The sequence below is a fragment of the Arthrobacter sp. P1_A5 genome, from assembly GCF_056406825.1.
In genome coordinates, this window is record NZ_JBFTZL010000054.1 from 1 (window position 1) to 20,306 (window position 20,306).

Annotated in this window: 12 protein-coding genes; 10 read left to right on the top strand and 2 right to left on the bottom strand. The window is 66.2% G+C overall.

Annotated elements, in window-relative coordinates; translation table 11 throughout:
* From AC1D1S_RS10075 to AC1D1S_RS10090, 4 genes are all read left to right on the top strand, one after another.
* On the top strand, positions 1-450 hold a 450-nt coding region (locus tag AC1D1S_RS10075; protein ID WP_476994356.1), incomplete at its 5' end, for a hypothetical protein.
* The gene (locus AC1D1S_RS10080) at positions 447-1,766 is read left to right on the top strand and encodes a CpaE/TadZ family protein (RefSeq protein ID WP_476994364.1); all 1,320 of its coding nucleotides are present in this window, start codon (positions 447-449) and stop codon (positions 1,764-1,766) included. The genes AC1D1S_RS10075 and AC1D1S_RS10080, both read left to right, overlap by 4 nt.
* 57 nt (positions 1,767-1,823) lie before the next feature.
* The gene (locus tag AC1D1S_RS10085; protein WP_243181199.1) at positions 1,824-6,671 is read left to right on the top strand and encodes an NAD-glutamate dehydrogenase; all 4,848 of its coding nucleotides are present in this window, start codon (positions 1,824-1,826) and stop codon (positions 6,669-6,671) included.
* 36 nt (positions 6,672-6,707) lie between these two features.
* Positions 6,708-8,177 carry a sensor histidine kinase gene (locus AC1D1S_RS10090; RefSeq protein WP_476994357.1) on the top strand — a complete coding sequence of 490 codons (1,470 nt, stop codon included), beginning with the start codon at positions 6,708-6,710 and terminating at the stop codon, positions 8,175-8,177.
* A 139-nt stretch (positions 8,178-8,316) separates the two neighbouring features.
* Here the strand turns inward: AC1D1S_RS10090 and AC1D1S_RS10095 are convergent, their stop codons facing one another.
* The gene (locus AC1D1S_RS10095) at positions 8,317-8,565 is read right to left on the bottom strand and encodes a WhiB family transcriptional regulator (protein WP_003804966.1); all 249 of its coding nucleotides are present in this window, start codon (positions 8,563-8,565) and stop codon (positions 8,317-8,319) included.
* A gap of 404 nt (positions 8,566-8,969) precedes the next feature.
* Here AC1D1S_RS10095 and AC1D1S_RS10100 point away from each other — a divergent pair, with 404 nt between their 5' ends.
* Positions 8,970-9,365 carry a hypothetical protein gene (locus tag AC1D1S_RS10100; protein ID WP_028276013.1) on the top strand — a complete coding sequence of 132 codons (396 nt, stop codon included), beginning with the start codon at positions 8,970-8,972 and terminating at the stop codon, positions 9,363-9,365.
* Here the strand turns inward: AC1D1S_RS10100 and AC1D1S_RS10105 are convergent.
* Positions 9,333-13,745: an FtsK/SpoIIIE domain-containing protein gene (locus tag AC1D1S_RS10105; protein WP_476994358.1), complete on the bottom strand. Its 4,413-nt coding sequence runs from the start codon at positions 13,743-13,745 to the stop codon at positions 9,333-9,335. The genes AC1D1S_RS10100 and AC1D1S_RS10105 overlap by 33 nt on opposite strands.
* Positions 13,746-14,034: 289 nt before the next feature.
* Between AC1D1S_RS10105 and glf the strand changes: the two genes are divergently transcribed.
* From glf to AC1D1S_RS10130, 5 genes are all read left to right on the top strand, one after another.
* Complete coding sequence (gene glf, locus AC1D1S_RS10110) at positions 14,035-15,222, top strand: UDP-galactopyranose mutase (RefSeq protein ID WP_476994359.1); 1,188 nt, start codon at positions 14,035-14,037, stop codon at positions 15,220-15,222.
* The gene (locus AC1D1S_RS10115; protein WP_476994360.1) at positions 15,219-17,291 is read left to right on the top strand and encodes a glycosyltransferase; all 2,073 of its coding nucleotides are present in this window, start codon (positions 15,219-15,221) and stop codon (positions 17,289-17,291) included. The genes glf and AC1D1S_RS10115 overlap by 4 nt, the downstream gene beginning before the upstream one ends.
* A 1-nt stretch (position 17,292) precedes the next feature.
* Positions 17,293-18,174 carry an ABC transporter permease gene (locus AC1D1S_RS10120; RefSeq protein ID WP_476994361.1) on the top strand — a complete coding sequence of 294 codons (882 nt, stop codon included), beginning with the start codon at positions 17,293-17,295 and terminating at the stop codon, positions 18,172-18,174.
* Entirely contained in the window at positions 18,175-18,900 is a 726-nt protein-coding gene (locus AC1D1S_RS10125; protein WP_476994362.1) for an ABC transporter ATP-binding protein, read from the top strand.
* A gap of 130 nt (positions 18,901-19,030) precedes the next feature.
* A partial coding sequence (locus AC1D1S_RS10130) for an acyltransferase family protein (RefSeq protein WP_476994363.1) occupies positions 19,031-20,306 on the top strand: 1,276 nt, incomplete at its 3' end.

The following is a 20,306-nucleotide window of genomic DNA, read 5'->3' on the forward strand; positions in this document are numbered from 1 at the left end:
AAGCTGCACCGGGTCAAGGTGCGGCTCGGCGAGGTGGAACAGCGATATCTGACCCCGGAGTCCGGCCTGGATGCCGGACTTGTGGCCGTGCAGCGGATCGGCAAGGACCAGCTGCTGCCGCGTGAGAGTGTCGGGCAGCTCGACGGGCTGGACCGCAAGCCCGTTTCCGTCACCGTCGAGGAGACCCTTCCCGCCCAGGCCGTGGCGGGCTCGCGCGTGGATGTCTGGGTGGCGTTGCCGGATACCCGCAACGGCTTCAGCGAGCCCTCCCTGCTCCTCTCCGGCGCCGAAATTGCCCAGATCACCCCGGGCAGCACAGCCCTGGGCTCCTCCCGTTCCACGGTGGTCATGGTGCTCGTCCCCGACGCCCAGATGCCCAAGTTGCTGGGGGCCCAGGCCAACAAAGCAAAGATCGCGGTCGTGTGGAACCCGGGCGGTACCTCGCGATGAGCATTCCCGTGGTGACTGTGGGGGACTCTCGCGATGACCTGGTCGGCGGACTGGAGAGGCTGCACGGGCCCGTGTCCGTTGTCCGGCGGTGCAGCGAGCTGGCGGAACTGCTGGCCGCCTGCCAGAGCGGGTTGGCCCGCGCCGCCGTCGTAGCGGCCGGCAGCGAAGAGCTGACGGCCTCGCTGGTGGACCGGCTGTCCGCCGTCGGCGTCGTCGTCATCGCCTTGACCGACAATCCGGAGGAAACTGTCCGCCTGCGGACCATTGGCGTGGCAGCGGAAGCCCGGGCCGTTGACGCCGCGGCCCTGGCGGCGCGGATTTCCGCAGCGGTGGCGCAGCTCAGTGGCACCGGAGCGGGGCCCGGGCCGGCCGCGGGTGACAGCGCCGCGTCCGTCGCCGCCGCAGGGCAGGTGCCGCGGTCTTCCGGGGCGCAAACCGTCACCGCAAGCCCAGGCGCGAAGGGCCGGATCATTGCGGTCTGGGGTCCGGCCGGGGCGCCGGGCCGGACCCTGGTGGCCGCCAACATCGCCGGGGAGCTGGCCGCGGAAGGCCATTCCGTGCTGCTGGTCGACGCCGACAGCTATGGTGCCAGCGTGGCCGCCCTCCTGGGTCTGCTTGACGAGGCCGCCGGGCTGGCCCAGGCCTGCCGGCTGGCAGACCAGGGCTTGCTTGACGCCGAGGCCCTGCTCAGGATCGCCACGACCGTGCCGACCAAGGCCGGCGCGCTGCGGGTGCTCACCGGGATTACGCGGGCGGACCGCTGGACGGAACTGCGCGCCGCGGCCCTCACGCTGGTGCTGGAGCGGGCCCGGGAGATTGCGGATGTCACTGTGGTGGACACCGGCTTCTGCCTCGAAGCCGATGACGAGCTTGGCTTTGACAGTGGCGCGCCGCGCCGAAACGCCGCGACCCTGCGAAGCCTGGAGCTGGCCGACACGGTCTTTGCCGTCGGGGCGGCGGACTCCATCGGGGTGCCGAGGCTCGTCCGCGGCCTCGCCGAGCTTCAGGCGGCCGTCCCGCAGGCGGCGCCGCAAGTGGTCCTGAACAAGGTCAGGACCTCCGCGGTTGGGCGCTCGCCCGAGCGCCAGCTGCGGGCCGCCTGGGAGCGGTACGGCCCCTCGGCGCCGTTGTCGGCGTTCCTGCCCTCCGACCCCGCGGCGAGCGACGCCGCCCTCCTGTCCGGGGCACTTTTGCTCGAATCCGCCCCTGAATCCGAGTTGAGGCACGCGATCGCCATTTTGGTTTGTGCACCTGCCCAGCGAAATAAGAAATCCTTTGTCTTTTCTTCTACAGCACGACGCCGGGCAAAGGGTTAGGGTCAACGTAAGGGCCGCAAAGAGGCGGCTGTGAACTTCTTTTATGGAGGCGTTTCGATGTCGTCTGGGTCCAGCGTGGAGGATCAGCCCGTCTCGATCGGTAGCAGCGAAAGCTACCTCGGGGATTACTACGAGCACCTCGCGGAGGAGGATTTCCGGGCCTATCCCCAGGAAGTCCTGACGGCAAGGACCGAAACCCACCGCCAAATCGCGGCGACGCGGAAGCCGGGCATCGCAAACATCGCCCTTCGTGACGAGGCAGACTGCAGCGTCCTGTACATCGTCACCGACGATATGCCCTTCCTCGTGGACTCCGTCAACGCCGAACTGGTCCGGCAGAACGCGCCCATCCACCTCGTGCTGCACCCACTTTTCGTAGTGACCCGCAACCGGGAGACCGGCAACCTCGTCAAGGTGGCCCGCGTCCCCTCCCACCTGGGCATCTCCAGCGGTGACACGGCGGCCATGCCGAACCTCTCCCACCTGATCGCCGAGGGCGACAACGCCTCGCACATGGAATCCTGGATCGCCGTCGAGATCGACCTCGTCGACGAGGAGAAGCGCGCGGAGCTGGTCAAGGGAATCTCCCGCGTGCTTGGCGACGTCCGCGCCGCCGTCGAAGACTGGCCGAAGATGCGCACGAAAGCCCTTGAAATTTCCGCGGATCTGGACCGGGTGGCCAACCGGGCGCAGATTGCCGAGCTGCGCCAGGCCCAGGACCTGCTCCGCTGGCTCGATGACGGGAACTTCACCTTCCTCGGCTACCGCGAATACGACCTCGTCAACGAATCCGGCGAGGATGTCCTGGAACTGCGCGAGGAAAGCGGCCTCGGCCTGCTCCGCGCCGGTGCGGACACACGCCAGGTCCAGCACCTCACCGAGGCCGGCAGGAAGAAGGCCCGCGAGAAGCGCGCGCTCGTGATTACGAAGGCGAACTCCCGCTCTACCGTGCACCGCCCGGCGTACCTGGATTACATCGGCGTTAAAAGCTTCGACGCCGCCGGCAACGTCAACGGCGAACGCCGCTTCATCGGCCTGTTCGCCACGACCGCCTACGCCGGTTCCGTCCGCGATATCCCCGTAGTCCGGGAGAAAGTCGCCGCTGTTCTCAGCGACGCCGGCTTCCCGCCGGACTCGCACTCGGGCAAGGACCTCCTCGGCATCCTTGAAACCTATCCGCGCGATGAGCTCTTCCAGATCGAAATCCCGGACCTCGCCGCCATCGCCACCGGCATCCAGCGGCTGCAGGAACGCCGCCGGACGCGGCTCTTCCTCCGCCCCGACATCTACGGCCGCTTCATGTCCGCCGTCGTCTACCTGCCCCGCGACCGCTACACCACCAACGTCCGCCTGCGCATTGAGCAGGAACTGCGGGAGACCTTCAACGCCGTCTCCATCGACTACGAGGCGCGCATGACAGAGTCCGCTCTGGCCCGCCTCTTCTTCCGGATCCGGCTGCCCAAGGACGCCGACGTCAGCAACGTCAACAGCGACGAACTGGAGAAGCGCCTGGTCCGGGCCGCCCGTTCCTGGGGCGAAGGCATTTCCGAAGTTCTGCGCGCCCGCGGCGACGGCGCCAAGGAACTGGCAGCGGTCTGGGCCGAGGCGTTCCCGGCCGGGTACCGGGTGGACTACGAGATCGAAGACGCGCTGCAGGACATCGACCGCTTCGAAAAGTACGGTGCCGCGGCCGAACGGGCCGGCGAAGCCGTCAAGGAGCACCCCGGCGTCCACGTGTACCTCCCCGACGGCGCCGGAGCCACACTGGAAGAGGACGCCCGGGTCAAGCTCTACATGCTGGAGCCGAAGAGCCTGAGCCAGATCCTGCCGTACTTCCACAACCTCGGGCTCGAGGTCCTGGACGAGCGCCCGTTCGAGATCGAGACCGCGGATCACCGGGACTTCTTCCTCTACGACCTCGGCCTCAAGTACCCCGCCGGAGTGGATCCCCAGGCCACCGGACAGTTGCTGGGCGAGTTCTTCGGCGCCGCCGTTACCGGCGCCGTGGAATCCGACAGCTTTGACCGGCTGGTACTGCGGGAGGGCATGCACTGGCGCCAGGTTGTCGTACTGCGCGCTTACGCCAAGTACATGCGGCAAATGGGCAACACCAACTCCTTCGGGTTCCTGGCTGACACCCTGCTGGCGAACCCGGACGTCACCCGGGGACTCAGCGCCCTGTTCACTGCCCGGTTCGACCCGGCGCTCAGTGACTCCGGCCGCGTGCTCAGGGAGGTAGAGGTCCTCGCCGGACTGGATGCAGCGATCGAGCAGGTCGCGACCCTCGATGCCGACCGCCTGCTGCGCACGTTCAAGAACCTGATCCAGGCCACGCTCCGCACGAACTACTTCCAGAACAAGCCCCACATGAGCTTCAAACTGGATCCGTCCCTGATCGAGGGCCTGCCCTTCCCGCGGCCGATGTTCGAGATCTGGGTCTACTCTCCCCGGGTCGAGGGCGTGCACCTGCGCTTCGGCAAGGTGGCCCGCGGCGGCCTGCGCTGGTCGGACCGGCGCGAGGACTTCCGCACGGAAATCCTGGGCCTGGTGAAGGCGCAGACCGTCAAGAACGCCGTCATTGTTCCGACGGGCGCCAAGGGCGGCTTCTACGCCAAGCAGCTCCCGGACCCCGCGGCAGACCGCAGCGCCTGGATGGCCGAAGGTGTTGAGAGCTACAAAACGTTCATCCGCGGACTCCTGGACATCACGGACAACCTGATCGTGACGCCCGAGGGCGAAACCGTCCGGCCCCCGGCCGACGTCGTGCGCCATGACGACGACGATTCCTACCTTGTGGTCGCGGCCGACAAGGGGACGGCGTCCTTCTCCGACATCGCCAACGGTCTGGCCGGCGAATACGGCTTCTGGCTCGGGGACGCCTTCGCCTCCGGCGGCTCCGTCGGCTACGACCACAAGGCCATGGGCATCACCGCCCGCGGCGCGTGGGAGTCGGTCAAGCGCCACTTCAGCGAACTGGACCTCGACACCCAGGCCGAGCCCTTCACCGTGGTGGGCGTCGGTGACATGTCCGGCGACGTGTTCGGCAACGGCATGCTGCTCTCCAAGCACATCCGCCTGCTGGCTGCCTTCGACCACCGGCACATCTTCCTCGACCCCACCCCTAACGAGGCAACGTCCTACGCGGAACGCCAGAGGCTCTTCGAACTGCCCCGGTCCTCCTGGGATGACTACGACAAGTCGCTCATCAGCGAAGGCGGCGGCGTCTTTGCCCGGCAGGCCAAGTCGATCCCCGTGTCCGCGCAGGTCCGTACCGCCCTCGGCCTCCCGGAGGGCACCACGGAACTGAGCCCGCCGGAGCTCCTGCGCGCCATCCTCCTAGCCCCGGCCGATCTGCTTTACAACGGCGGCATCGGCACCTACGTCAAGGCCAGCACCGAAACGAATGCCGAGGTCGGCGACAAGGCCAATGACTCCATCCGCGTTGACGGCCGCGAACTGCGGGTCAAGGTGGTTGGGGAGGGCGGAAACCTGGGGATGACCCAGCGCGGACGCATCGAGGCCGCGCTGCAGGGCGTCATCCTCAACACGGACGCGATCGACAACTCGGCCGGCGTCGACTGCTCGGACCACGAGGTCAACATCAAGATCTTCGTGGACCGGATGGTAGCGGCAGGCAAGCTTGAGCCCGCCGAGCGTGCGGACTTCCTGGCCTCGATGACCGACGAGGTCGGCCGGCTGGTGCTTGAGGACAACATCGACCAGAACATCCTGCTCCTCAACGACCGGATGCGTGTCTCCGAATGGAGCCCGAGCTACGAACGGCTCATGGACTGGCTGGAAAAGTCGGCGGACCTCAAGCGGGACCTCGAGGCCCTGCCCACCACGGACACGCTGCGCGAGCGCCTGGAACAGGGCCAGGGGCTGACCTCTCCGGAGCTGTCGGTCCTGGCCGCCTACGCCAAGATCGAACTTGCCACGGCTTTGCGCGACAGCGACCTCGCCGATGACCCGTGGTTCCGCATGACGCTGCGGGCCTACTTCCCGGAGCAGCTGCGGGAGAGGTTCGACGCCGAACTGGACACCCACCCGCTGCGTCGGGAGATCATCGCGACCGTGGTTGCCAACGACATGATCAACCTCGGCGGCATCACCTTCGCGTTCCGTGCCATCGAGGAAACCTCGGCCACGGAGGCCGCCGTCGCCAAGGCGTTCGTGGCCCTCCGCGAGGTCTACGAGCTGGACATCATGGTCAAGGAACTCAACGAACTGCCGGCGTCGTTCCCGACCGAACACTGGAGCACCGTCCACCTGGACATCCGGCGGCTGCTGGACCGCGCCGTCCGGTGGCTCCTCGGCCAAGGCTCGGCGTCCCGTCCGATCGCCGAGATCGTGGCCGAATTCAAGCCGCTGATGGATCCCATGCGGGCCCGGCTGCTCGACTACCTCCGGGGCGACGACCGCGCCCGCGTGGCCGAATGGCTGGAGAAGGCGCGCAGCTGGGACCTTCCGGAAGACCTGGCCCACCGCTGGGCGGAACTGTTCGAGAGCTTCGTGCTCCTGGACATCGCCAAGATCGTCCACGGCAGCAAGGAATCCGTGGCCGATATTGCCCACGTGTACTACACGGTCTTCAACCGCTTCCATGCAGATTCCCTGCTCGAACGCATCACCAAGCTGCCGAGGGAGGACCGCTGGCAGGCCCTGGCCCGCGCAGCCCTTCGCGATGACCTCTACTCCACCGTCTCGGACATGACGACGGCCGTGCTGGAGTGCACCCCGGCCGGGACTCCCGCCGAGGAGCGTCTTGCGGTCTGGGAGGGCCAGAACGCGGAGCAGCTGGGCCGGGCGAAGTCAATGTTTGACGAGGTCAATGCGCTCGAGGCGGATGACATGGCCTCACTGTCGGTAGCATTGAGGCTCTTGAGGTCAATCGTCCGACGCTAAGGGGCAGCCGTCCCTGGCGTCGCAAATGGAGGTGCTGTGGCAATCTTTACGGACCCAATCAGGGAACATGCTGWTTTTGGCCCGGGGGATGCCGAATGGCTGCATCTCCTGGTCGGCGACTGGCAGATGGTCGCCGACCTCGCGTTCGCCGACCTGGCCCTGTGGTTTCCGCACCCGGAGTTCGGCTATGTGGCACTGGCCCACGTCCGCCCCTCCACCACGCACACGGTGTTCCACGCCGACTTCGTGGGGGAGGGGATCCGGTCGGACCTGCAGCCGCTGGTCGACAAGGCGTGGGAGAGCCGCGCGATCGAACGCTCCAACGAGACCAACTGGAGCAGCGACATGGCCCTGCGGGTCGAGGCGGTCCCGATGGTCCGCAACGGCCGCACCCTGGCGATCGTGACCTCCCATATGGACCTGTCGAGTTCGCGGATGCCGTCCCGGCTCGAGCTCACCTACCGGCAATGCGCCTACGATTTGCTGCGCATGGGCACCCTGGGCCTGTGGCCGGACTTCGCGTCGCCCACAGGCTCGCGCCGCGGCGCGCCCCGTGTGGGTGACGGTTTGATCAGGCTCGACGCCGAGGGGATCGTGCAGTATGCCAGCCCCAACGGGGTCTCCGCGTTCCGCCGCCTCGGCGACGGCGAGTCCCTCGAGGGCCGGTCCCTCGCCGAGGTCACCGCCGGGCTTCTGCGGGACCGGCGCATGGTCGATGAAACCCTGCCGCTCGTCGTCACGGGCCGGATGCCGTGGCGCAGTGAAATCGAGTCACGCGGCGTGAGTCTTTCGCTGCGCGCGATCCCGCTGCGCGACGAGCAGCAGCGGTTCGGCGCCCTGGTCTTGTGCCGGGACGTCTCGGAGCTGCGCCGCCGGGAGATGGAGCTGGTCACCAAGGACGCCACGATCCGCGAAATCCATCACCGGGTGAAGAACAATCTGCAGACTGTCGCCGCCCTCTTGCGGATGCAGTCGCGGCGCATGGTCAGCGACGAGGCCAAACAGGGGCTCGAGCAGGCCATGCGACGGGTGGCGACCATTGCCCTCGTGCATGAGACGCTCTCGCAGGGCCTGACCCAGAGCGTCGATTTTGACGAACTCATCGGCCGCCAGTTCAGGCTCTCTGCCGAGGTCGCCTCGCCCTCGCAGCAGGTCAAGACACAGCGTTCCGGCCTCTTCGGCGAACTGCCGAGCGACTTCGCCACCCCGTTGGCCCTGGTCATCAACGAGCTGGTCACGAACGCCGTCGAGCACGGGCTGGAGGGGCGCACCGGTACCGTCTGGCTCGTCGCCGACCGGTCGGAGAGCGAGGACGGGGATGAACTTCTTACCGTGACGGTGGAGGACGACGGCGTCGGACTGCCGGACACGCCGTATGTCGAGGGCCTGGGCCTGCAGATTGTCCGCACGCTGGTCATGAGTGAACTTGGTGGCACCATCCACTGGCAGGGAAGGGACGGCGGGGGAACCGCCGTCCAGATTGTCCTGAGCCTGACGCCGCGCTGACAGCCTGACGCCGGGGGCACTGATGCCGGGCGCACCGGCTTAAACGGGCAATGGCCGCGGACCTGTGGGTCCGCGGCCATTGCTGCAGGGTCGTGCGATCGTTGCCGGCACCGTAGCTATCGGTGCTTGGGCAGCAGAATCAGGAGGCGCGCCGTGCCCTTGCTGCGCGGCGCTTGAGGGCGCGGCGCTCGTCCTCGCTCATGCCGCCCCACACTCCGGCATCCTGGCCGGACTCCAACGCCCACTGCAGGCAGGTGTCCACGACCGGRCAGCGCCGGCAAACACTTTTCGCTTCCTCGATCTGCAGGAGGGCAGGGCCGGTGTTTCCTACGGGGAAGAACAGCTCCGGGTCCTTGTCAAGGCAGGCTGCGCGGTTACGCCAATCCATGCTGATCAGTCACTCCATTCCTGGGAACTCGTTAAATGCCTTTGTGAAATTATTCACTAGAGGCTTCATAAGAAAAGGGCCCATTGGGGCCCCCTCGGTCATCTGGATTAAGCGTGTCATGTTAACGCTGTGTAAACAAGGGGTAATAGAGGCCAAGATGCCTCGAGACCGTGAGCGATGCATCACATTCAGTGGCGGCGTCCTCACATCTAGTCGACTATGTCCGGTAGTGTGCCAGTGTGTCAAGGCCCCCTGTGAACCCTGAAGATCCCCGTGAAAATGCCGGCGAATACCCCGGTGAGAATCCCCGCGAAACCCCCGGTGAGAGTCTCCCTGAAAATGCCGGCGGGCCTCCTGAAGCAAATTCGCTGCCGAATCCGGGCGTAGCCCCTGGCGGTGGCCCTGTGCGGCCTCGGGGAATTGTTGTCATCGCCGTGGTCGTGGCACTGGAAGCCACGGCGCTGCTCGTGGCGGCCGTCTGGTACGGGACACAGCTTCTGACCGGGGCGCCGGTACTCTCTTTTTGGGGTGCCGTCTTTACGCTCTGCCTGCTGCTGGCCTTCTCCGTGTGGCTCTTTGCCGTCGCCCGCTTCCTGCTGCGGGGGTTCCGCTGGCCGCGGGCCGGTGCCCTCGTGGCCCAAATCTTCGTGCTGACCATTGGCTTCCCCACCCTGACCGGCGGCTATCCGTTGGCCGGACTGGCCATGCTGGTCCCCGCTGTGACGGCGATCGTGCTTCTGTTCGACAAGCGGGTCATAGCTTTCGCCTCACGGGCAGCCGGAGCCCCTCCCGCCCTGTAGAGGTCCGTCCCGTGCGGCGTGCCGCCCGGGGGAGATGTGGTCCGGGCCGCCGTCGGCGCGGAGGAGTTCCGGGCGGACGGCCGGGCGGAGCGCGGCCAGCTGGACCGGCGTCGCGCGGCCGTCGGAAATGACGACGGCGCGTCCCGGCGGAGGACTGTGCTCCGGTTCGAACCGGACCCCGAACGGCTCACTGTCCATGAACCCCCGCGGACGTATCAGGACCGCCCGCCCCTGGCCGCGCGCGATGGCAGCGAGATCCACCCGTTGCCCAAAGCCCGGGCCAAATCCCGCGGTGAGGATCACCCTCCAGCCCAGGCTGTTCAGGGACGCCAAGGCCCTGTTGGCCTCGGGTGAGAGCAGATCGGCGTCGTCTGCGAGCGCAATCGCTGTCCGGTCCAAGGTGCCCGCGAGTGCGCTGGCGTGGAGCCCGGACCAGTACTGGCCGGATGCGGTTCCCGGCCGTGGCGCGAGCCAGGCGCAAGCAGGGTTCATCCCCGGCAGTGCAGCCAGCAGCGTGCTTTTTCCCGAGCCGGGGCCGCCGAGGACCGCGAGAACGCCGCCGGAGGGCAACTGAATCCCCTGCGGCCGCAGTTCGTCGCCGCCGACCCCGAGGACCAAAGCAACCGCCGGGACCGGGACATCCGCCGGGCCGGGCATGGCGCCGGGCCCGGCAGCAGGCCCACGAGTCCTCCGCCCTGGACCGGAGCCGCACCGGGCCAGCACCTCGTCCACGGTCACCGACCCGGGCAGCGCRTCCACCCGGAAGGGCCTCTTCGACACGGCCCCACTCGTGGGACGCGGCCCGCCAGCGGCCGCTGGTTCGAACAGCTGGGCGGCGTGCCCGGTCGCAAGAGGCGTGGGAACGAAGGCGCCGAACACGGCCACGCGGCCGGGGACCGGTTCCAGCGCCGGAAGCCGCGGCCATGCGAGGCGGCCTTCGTCGCTAGAGCCTAAAGGGAAGAAAATCCGGTTGGGCAGGCCAGCGAAGAACCTCGCGGTCACCAGCTCACGCCCGCCGGAGACGAGGACAGTGATCCCTGCCAGGGAACCGTCCCGCACGATGTCATGAAAGAGGTCTTCTGCCCACGCCAGCGGCCCGGACCGGAATGCCGAAACCCAGGCGCCCCAGCCGCTGACCACCAGAACCAGCCCGGGCCGCGGCCGGCCCGCAGGCGCACCCAGCCGTGACGTGGCTTCTTCGGCGACCCGCCGCAGCACCCTGGCAGCCCGGCGCACTTCGTGCAGGCCGGCTACGGCGCCGACTCGGGATTCCGCTGCGGTGCCGCTGAAGGCGCTGGCGGCGTCAAGTATGTACAGGTGCGACTCCACAGTGCCGGCCAGAAGCTGATCAACTGCGAGGGCCAAAACTGGGTCCCCGGCGCCGGTTTCAGCGCCGATAAGGCCCAGATGCCCATGCCCGGCGGGACTCCAGCCCAGCTCCGTGACGCGTTGGAGTTCCGGCAGGTCCACCCGGCCCAGCCTGACCATGTCCCGCCCGGCGTGCCCGGAACCTGGGTGCGGCAGCAGGGCGGGCAGCGGATCTGCCACCGGCCGGCGGGGCGTTCGTGTGCCGAGACCCTGCCACACGGCCGCAGCGGCGTCGATCAGCGCCGCCGCCCCATGTGCCGGAGCCAAGGCCGGAGTCAGGGCCGGAGCCGGAAGCGGTGCCAGGACCGCGCCGTCGTCTGCTTCGCGTCCGGCGGAGCCGTCGGACCGGAAACCGGCGGCTGCCGGTGGCCGGGTCAGCTCGTCCGTGGCCGTGCGAACCGTGACCGTCCCGGGTGACCGCGGGGCGGCCCGGGGCGTCAGGGTGGCCGTCTGGAATTCCTCCGGAGCTTGCGCACCGCGGATCAGGAATGCCCGCCCGGGGCGTGAGATGGGAATCGCGGCCGCGAGCCCAGAGCCCATCACGTCGGAGGATTCGGGGCCGGACTGGACCCGGAGCGCGATGCATGTGGTGACGTTGGCCCTGATGTCGGCGTTCAGGGCTCCCTGCGGGCGCTGGGTGGCCATGATGAGGTGTATCCCAAGTGACCGGCCGATGGCGGCAATCCTCATAAGCTCGGCGAGGGCGCCGGGCGCTTCGTCCACCAGGATCCTGAACTCGTCAACGATGATGACCAGAGAGGGGACTGGCGGTCCGGCGGCCGGTGACGCCTTGTAGGCCGCGAGATCCGGGGCATTGGCCCGGGCGAGCAGTTCCTCCCTCCTGCGGACCTCGGCCCGCAGGGAAACCAGTGTGCGCTCCACCTGCGCAGCGCCCAGATCGGTCAGCATGCCGACGCAGTGCGGGAGGCCGGTGAGTGGGCCCAAGCCGGAGCCGCCCTTGAAATCTATGAAGAGCAGGTTGACCCGGTCCGGCGGATGGCTGGCCGCGAGGCCGGCGGCAAGAGTCCGCAAGAACTCCGACTTTCCGGAACCCGTGGTCCCCGCGACCAGGAAGTGTGGACCGTCAGCCTTCAGGTCGATCCGCACGGCACCCCGGACCGCTGCGCCGACGGGCGTACCCAGCCCGGCCTCCGCGCCGCTCCGGGACCAGCGCCGGGAGATGTCCTGTGCAGCGAGGGGAAGGACGTCTGACAGGCTGCAATGATGCGGGATGGCTGGCGGGGGAGTCGCCGGCGTACGCCGTGCGGCACTGAACCCACGGCAAAAGCGGTCAAAGACCTCGGCCGGGACCAGATCCGGCACGAAGTCCACGGGCGGGGACCCAGGCCTGATCAGGGCGCCGCGCCGGCCGAGGACAATGCCAGGGTGTACGCCGGAACCGGGCTCCGGCGAGCACTCGATCACCCTCCATCCGTGCGCCGCCGCCATTGCCCTGAATGGCGGGCAGGCTCCAGCAGCGCCCGGACCGGGCGCGGCACCTGACTGCGCCGGAGAGTTCCAAAGAATGAGGACACCGCGGTCGAATCCTTCGCCATGAACCGGAGGACCGCCTGGTCCGCCTGGATCGCCGGGACCGCCAGGGCCGCCGGGGCCGCCGGGACTGCCGGGACTGCCGGGGCCGCCTGAACCGCCGGGGCCGCCGGGATCGCCGGCCAGCACGGCCGCAGTGGTGGCGTCGTTCGCGGACAGTGTGACGCCGGGCAGGAAGCGCGCCGGCAACGGCACCGTGTCCGCCGGGCCATGCAACAGCAGTCGGGTGCTCTCCGCCAGGGGATAGGCGGCCAGTTGCAGGATGAACGAGCGCATCAGTCCGGCCGTCGCGGGCGCGGGGCCGTGGACGGTCAACACCGCCGGGACCGGGTCCAAGGTCAGGGGCACCTGGCCGAGCGGCGGTGGCCGAAAGCCGGCGTCGGGTGGTTCGGGCCGGATGTTCGCGCTCTGTTCCGCCAGCCCGAGCCGCAGGCAGATGTCCGGCGGCTCCCCGCCAGGCGCACGGGCTGTGGGGGGCACCGCAGCCGCGCAACCAATGGTCAGGTCAGCCGCGGAGGGTGCGGCGTGCCGGCGTCGTTCCCTGTCCTGCAGGGCGGCCCCCGCCACAGCGGCCTGGAACTCGCGGCGCTGGCGGCGGCCCGAAAGAAACGGGACCAGGACGGACACGCCAGAGACTGCGGTGAAGGCCAAGAACATCCACATGCCGGTGAGAAATGCCAGGCCGACGCCGACCAGGAGCGGCAGCACCGCGGCCAGCGCCATGGCGGCGCGGTGGCCTGGGGCGGCGGTGCCGCGGACAACCAGCGGCGCGGCAACGCTGGAGCCTGCCAGCGACGTCACGGCGTCCGGGGCAGCACGGGGCACACCCGATGGCCAGAGCCGGAGCGAGATAGTGGAGTCGCCGCAGCGGATCGAGGACGCCGTGGTCACCGGGGCCTTTCGCACGCTCCGGCCATCGACGCTGGTGCCGTTCGCACTGCCGAGGTCCATGATCGTGACGTCCGAGTCCGCCACGTCCAGGCGCGCGTGCTCCCGGGAGAGCGCGGCATCAGGGATCACGACCTCGGTGCCGGCGCGTCCGATCCGGAACCTTCCCCGCCGCAGGGCGACAAGCGTGCCCGCGCCGGGACCGCTGTCCACGGCGAGCAGCAACGTGGCAGCGTGCCGTTGGCCCGGCCCGGAGCGGAATGCCGCGCCCGATCCCGTCACGAGCCCAGCACCCTCAACCGGCACAGCACCCTCAACCGGCCCAGCACCCTCAACCAGCACAGCACCCTGGACCAGGGGAGGCACGCCAACGGTCATGGCGGCGATCGGAGCTCCCCGGACCGACAGCTCACCGGTCCCGTAGCGCCGGGCGACGGCAGCCTCCAGGTCCGCGCCCGGGCAAGGGTCGGGGACCTCGACGGAGAGCTCAATGAGCTGCCCGTCCGGCGTCGTACCGGCTGCGGGGGCGCGCTGCATCAGGCTGCTGGGCGCGAGAGTGCAGTGGTAAATCATCCGCGGCATCCTTTCCGAGCGGCCGTCCGGTTCCACGGGTCCTGTTCCACGGGTCCGGTTCCACAGTAGGGAGACTCCGGCCCGGCAGTGCCGGGGAAAATGATCCATGTGGAAAACGCTTCGGAGCGGCGCCGCTGCCCCCGCCATGCGGGGCTCCCGGACCCGTGACGGGGGTGGCATCTGATCGCTGGGCCAGCCGCGATTCGCCGGTACCCACAGGGTCTCAGGTAGGCTAGACCAGCAGACAATGCACAACATTGCGCTGCCCGCATTCGAACCAGGAGAGTTTGTGACCGCTGACCTCGTCATCGTAGGGTCGGGCTTTTTCGGCCTGACAATCGCAGAACAGGCCGCCACTGAGCTGGGCTTGAAGGTAGTCGTCATCGACCGCCGGCACCACATTGGCGGCAACGCCTACAGCGAAAAGGAAGAGCAGACCGGCATTGAGGTGCACCGCTACGGTGCCCACCTCTTCCACACGTCCAACGACCGCGTGTGGGAGTACGTGAATCGCTTCACGACGTTCACGAACTACGTCCACAAGGTCTACGGCGTGCACAAGGGCGAGGTCTACTCCCTGCCCATCAACCTGGCCACGATCAACCAGTTCTTCCGGGCCAACCTCACACCGGGGCAGGCCCAGGAACTGATCAAGGAGCAGGCCGGCGAACTGGCCGGCACCGATCCGCAGAACCTGAACGACAAGGGCATCCAGCTGATCGGCCGCCCGCTCTACGAGGCGTTCATCAAGCACTACACCGGCAAGCAGTGGCAGACGGATCCGAAGGACCTGCCCGCGGGCATCATCTCCCGCCTTCCGGTGCGCTACAACTACGACAACCGGTACTTCAACGACAAGTACGAGGGCCTTCCGACCAACGGCTACACGGCGTGGATCGAGAAGATGGCCGAACAAGCCAACATCGAGGTGCGGCTCAACACGGACTTCTTCGATGAGTCCCACGAGTACAGCAAGGACAAGGTGGTCGGCAACATCCCCGTCGTCTACACCGGACCTGTTGACCGCTACTTCGACTACGCCGAAGGCGATCTGTCCTGGCGCACCATCGACTTCGAAGAAGAAGTGCTCGACGTCGGGGACTTCCAGGGCACGTCGGTAGTGAACTACAACGACGAAGACGTCTCGTACACCCGCATTATCGAGCCGCGCCACTTCCACCCGGAGCGCGACTACCAGACGGAGAAGACCGTCATTATGCGCGAGTTCTCCCGTGCCGCGGAGAAGGGCGACGAGCCCTACTACCCGATCAACACGCCCACGGACCGCGACCGGCTCCTGAAGTACCGCGACCTGGCCGCGGCCGAGCAGGATGTCCTCTTCGGCGGCCGCCTCGGTACCTATAAGTACCTGGACATGCACATGGCGATCGGCTCGGCCCTGACCATGTTCGACAACAAGATCCGCCCGCACTTCGAAGGCGGCGCAAAGATTGAAAGCGGAGGAGTGGACGCATGAGTGTAGGTCAGCAGGACAATAAAACCTTGACGGCGGACACGGGCAACGATGCAGCTTGGCATACTATCCAGCGCGTCATCCTCCCGGGCGAGCGGGGTCTTGAAACCCTCCCGCTGTACATGGATTCCGGTGTGGTTAGCAGTTCTACGGATATCGATGGGGCATTCGGCAGTACCAAGGCGCCGGTCAACGTTCTTAACCCGGCACGCATGGGGCACGCAGATGACATCACGTCGCGGACCAGCGCGTCAGTGCGTGCTGGTGAGCGCATCTCCTTCGCAACCTACTTCAATGCATTCGCGGCAAGCTACTGGCGTCGCTGGACCACCGTGGAGGAGGTCCGCTTGAGGGTGCGTACTTCCGGGCGCGGCACCGTCAGCATCTACCGCTCCAACGCCCGGGGTTCGCTTCAGCATGTCGAGACCACAAGGGTCTCCGGAGACGCACAAACTGAGTTCACTCTCTCCTTGGCCCCCTTCGGCGACGGCGGCTGGTATTGGTTCGACGTTACTGCCGGAACCGAGGGGATGGATTTTGTCGGAGCCGAATGGCAGACCCAGGCCGATCGGCGGCAGACAGGTTCGATCACGCTTGAAATTACGACTCTGAACAAGACGGGTTTCTGCATTAATAACCTCCGCATTCTCGGGCAACACCCCGAGGCGTTGGAGCAGGTTAAAGAAGTAATCGTCGTCGACCAGGGCACCGAAAAAGTGGCAGAAGCCGAGGGCTTCGCCGAAGTTGAGAGTGCTCTCGGCGGCAAGCTCCGCATCATTGACCAAAACAACCTAGGCGGATCCGGCGGCTTCGCCCGTGGCATGTACGAGGCTGTGGAGAATGGCAGCGACTACGTCCTCCTTCTTGACGACGACGTCGTTATCGAGGCTGAAAGCCTTATCCGGCTGGGCACCTTCGCTGACTACTGTAAGAAGCCCACGTTGGTCGGCGGCCACATGTTTGACCTTCACGACCGGAATGTCCTCCACACTCTTGGCGAGGTCGTTAATCCTTACTTCATCGGCCCGGCCGAAGCCAATCCCGACCAACAGATGCGCCACAACTTTGCGCAGCGGAACCTGCGAGACACGCCATGGATGCACCGGCGTGTAGACGTCGACTACAACGGCTGGTGGATGTGTTTGATCCCCACCGCTGTCATCCGAGAAATCGGTCTTTCGTTGCCTGTTTTCATCAAGTGGGACGACACGGAGTACGGCGTTCGTGCCAAAGCCGCAGGCTACAACACGGTTTCCCTGCCGGGTTCGGCAGTGTGGCACGTCTCCTGGATCGACAAGGACGACCTAGTCGGCTGGCAGGCCTATTTCCACACCCGCAACCGATTCATCTACGCACTGCTGCACAGCCCGTATGACTTTGGCGGCGGCCTCTTGGAGAACTCGATCAAGCTGGATCTTAAGCACAACATTTCGATGCAGTACTACACGCTGCAGGGCCGTATCGAGGCCATGAAAGACCTGTTGCGGGGCCCCAGTGGCCTGCACGAAATTCTCCCAACGAAACTCCCCGAAATCCGGACTATGGCCCAGCAGTTCTCGGAAGCACAGTTCAAGCCCAGCTTTGACGATTACCCGTCGGTGATGTCTACGAAGGTGCCCCGACGCGGCAAGGGCGTATCAGTGCCGTCTTATCTGCAGCTAGTGCCGTGGGTAGCAAAGACGGTGGTCAAGCACGTCGGCTTCCCTGTTTCGGACTCCAGCAAGGCCCATCCTGAGACCATCGTGGCCCATCAGGACAACAAATGGTGGAGGGTTTCCCAATACGACAGCGCGCTCGTATCCAATGCGGAGGGCAGCGCAGTTTCCTGGTACAAGCGCGATCCCCGCCGGGTCCGAAGCCTACTCGCAGAAAGCATGAAGGTGTACGCAGAAGTGCTCCGCAGATGGCCGGCCCTCAAGCGGGAGTACCGCGGTGCCCTCGCCGAGATAACCTCCATGGAAGCGTGGAAGACGACTTTTGACGCCAACAGCCAAGGCAGCGATGCCGTAGCCCAAGTCCCCGGATTCCTTGAAGAAGACCTTCACAAAACACACCAGAGCGAAGTGAAATAGCGTGACAACCACGATTTCCGGGGAATTGACCCGCCCGGGTCTCGGTGGTGGATTTCGGGATCTTCGCCAGTCCAGTTTTCTGCTGAAACTGCTGGTCCGCAAGGAACTGAAAGTCCGCTACCGCGGCTCTGTTCTGGGTCTCCTCTGGTCCTATGTGAAGCCCGCTGTGCAGTTTCTCGTGTTCTATGTGGCCTTGGGCGTCTTCCTGGGCCTGGAACGAAGTGCACGGAACCCGGACGGCCTCTCAAACTATGCCGTGTATCTCTTCTCCGGAATCGTGCTGATCAACTTCTTCTCCGAAGCCCTCGGGAACTCCGCGCGATCGATCGTGAACAACGGCAACCTGATTAAGAAGATCTATCTTCCCCGGGAGCTGTTTCCGGTGGCGTCGGTCTGGGTCTCGGCCGTGCATTTCTTCCCCCAACTCGTTGTCCTGGTGATCGGATGCGTCGTCGCAGGGTGGCATCCGGACGCCTTCCAGCTCCTGGCGGCGGTAGGCGGATTCGCCATTGTGGGCTTCCTGGCCACGGGGCTCGGGCTGTTGTTCGGGGCGGCCAACGTGTATTTCCGTGATTCGGAAAACCTCGTTGACATGCTCCTGATGGTGGCGACCTGGGCATCGCCCGTCATGTACTCCTGGACGATGGTGGAAGCAAAGCTGGGACCCGGGCTCTTCGCCCTCTATCAGGCCAACCCCATCACGGTGGGAGTCGAGTTGTTCCACTATGCCTTCTGGTACCCCACAACTGACGGTTCTGCCGCGATGCCGCCGAACCTGTTCAGCCTGTGGCTGCCGGTCGGCATGATCATTTCGCTGGCAGTCCTGGCATTGGGACAACTAACTTTTCGGCGGCTTGAAGGCCGCTTTGCCCAGGAGCTCTAAATGGCAAACGCGATTGAAGTTTCCAATGTCAGCAAGGAGTTCGTGCTCCGCCATACCCGTTCCATCAAAGAGGCGGTTGTCTGGCTCGTGAAGGGCCGCAAGGGTGATCTTTCCAAGAAGTTTCACGCACTGAAGGACGTCTCCCTGATGGTGGAAACGGGGGAGACCGTGGCATTGCTCGGCCTCAACGGCTCCGGCAAATCCACCCTGCTCAAGCACATCTCCGGCGTGATGCTCCCGGATTCCGGCAGTGTCTACACGCGCGGCCGCGTGGCCGGGCTGATCGAGGTCGGAGCGGGTTTCCATCCTGATCTGTCCGGCCGCGACAACGTATACCTCAATGGAGCGATCCTGGGGATGACGGAGAAGCAGATCAACGAACGCTTCGACGCGATCATCGAATTCTCCGAGATCGGCGAATTCATCGACACGGAAGTCAAGTTCTATTCGTCCGGCATGTACCTGCGCCTGGCATTTTCCGTGGCAGTCCACACCGACCCCGAGGTCTTCCTGATCGACGAAATCCTCGCCGTCGGAGATGAGCCGTTCCAGCGCAAGTGCATAGCCAAGATCCAGGAACTGGCCCGGGACGGCAAGACGCTGGTGGTCGTCAGTCACGACCTTGACCTGGTGTCGCGCATCTGTTCCCGGGGCGTCTATCTCGAGCATGGCAACGTATTATTTGACGGACCTATTGATGAGGCCGTTGCCCGGCTGCGGGCCTAGGCAGTACCGCAGCCGGTAACCTTAGCGCATCTGTTGGGACCATGTCCGCTGGACATGGTCCCTTCAGGTTCCCGGCAAGCTCACACAGCGCAAATTAACGATGACGTTGTTTGAAAACAGAAAGAGAACCGTGACCTGTTTGCCGTCGGCGGCTGTCCTGCGCCAGCCCCAGGGCTCCCCCGAGCGGGCCAGGCCCGCCAGCACCACGGGCACTTCCAGCGCTGGAAGGAACGGCCGGCGACTGGACATCCAAGGGCTGCGCACCCTGGCGGTGGGCATGGTGATCATCTATCACGTCTGGCCCGGCATTCTCCCTGGCGGTTTTGTCGGGGTCGACGTCTTTTTCGTCATCTCCGGCTTCCTGATTGTGGGATCGCTCGTCCAGGAACTGGCGCGTACCGGACACATCCGGCTCTCTAACTTCTACGCGAAACGGATCAGGCGCCTGTTGCCGGCTGCCACCACGGTTCTGCTGGCGACCATGCTGGGCGCCGTGGTCCTGCTGCCGCAGAACCGTTGGCAGTCCATTTCCTTGGACGTCATCATGTCCGCCCTGCAAGTGCAGAACTGGAACCAGGCCTTCAGCGTGGACAGTTACGCCGCGGCGACCGCCCTGGTGTCCCCGGTGCAGCACTTCTGGTCCCTGGCCGTGGAAGAGCAGTTCTACCTGATGATTCCCGTCATCCTGCTGGCGGGAGTGGCCGTCACTRTGAAACGGCGCTTCCGGATCGAAACCGTCTCCTTATGGATCCTGGCGGTGGTGTCACTGGCGTCTTTCGTCCACAGCGTAGCCTTCTCGTCCTCCCAGCACGACATGGCGTACTTTGCTACCACCACGCGGATCTGGGAGCTGGGCGCCGGGGGCATCGGCGCCCTGCTGATTCCCAAATTGCGCCTGGACCCGGTACGGGCCCGGCTTTCAGGCTGGATCGGCCTGGGCGTGATCGTCTTTTCCGCAATGACACTCTCCGTTGCGATGGACTTCCCGGGCAGCATCGCCCTCCTGCCCGTCGCGGGGACATTGCTGCTGCTCACCGCCGGTTCGCCGGCGGCCGACCCGGCCACTCCGGGCAGCCCTGCCGGTTACTCGGCAAGCCGGGTCCTCAGCCTGCCGCCAGTGACCTACATCGGCGATCTCTCATATTCCCTGTACCTGTGGCATTGGCCCGTCGTCGTGATTTACGTCTTCCACCTCGGGCGGGCTCCGGGCGTCATCCAGGGAACCGCCATGGTGGCCATCAGCCTGGCCCTGGCGGCCGCCTCCTACCACCTCGTCGAGCAGAAGTTCCGGCACGGAACCCCAGCCGCCCAAGGATCGCCGCCTGGACGGTGGAGATGGCTGCGCCGGAATGCCTTCGTCGTGGCAGCAGGACTGATCGTGGCGTCGACGGTGGCAGCGGCGGTGC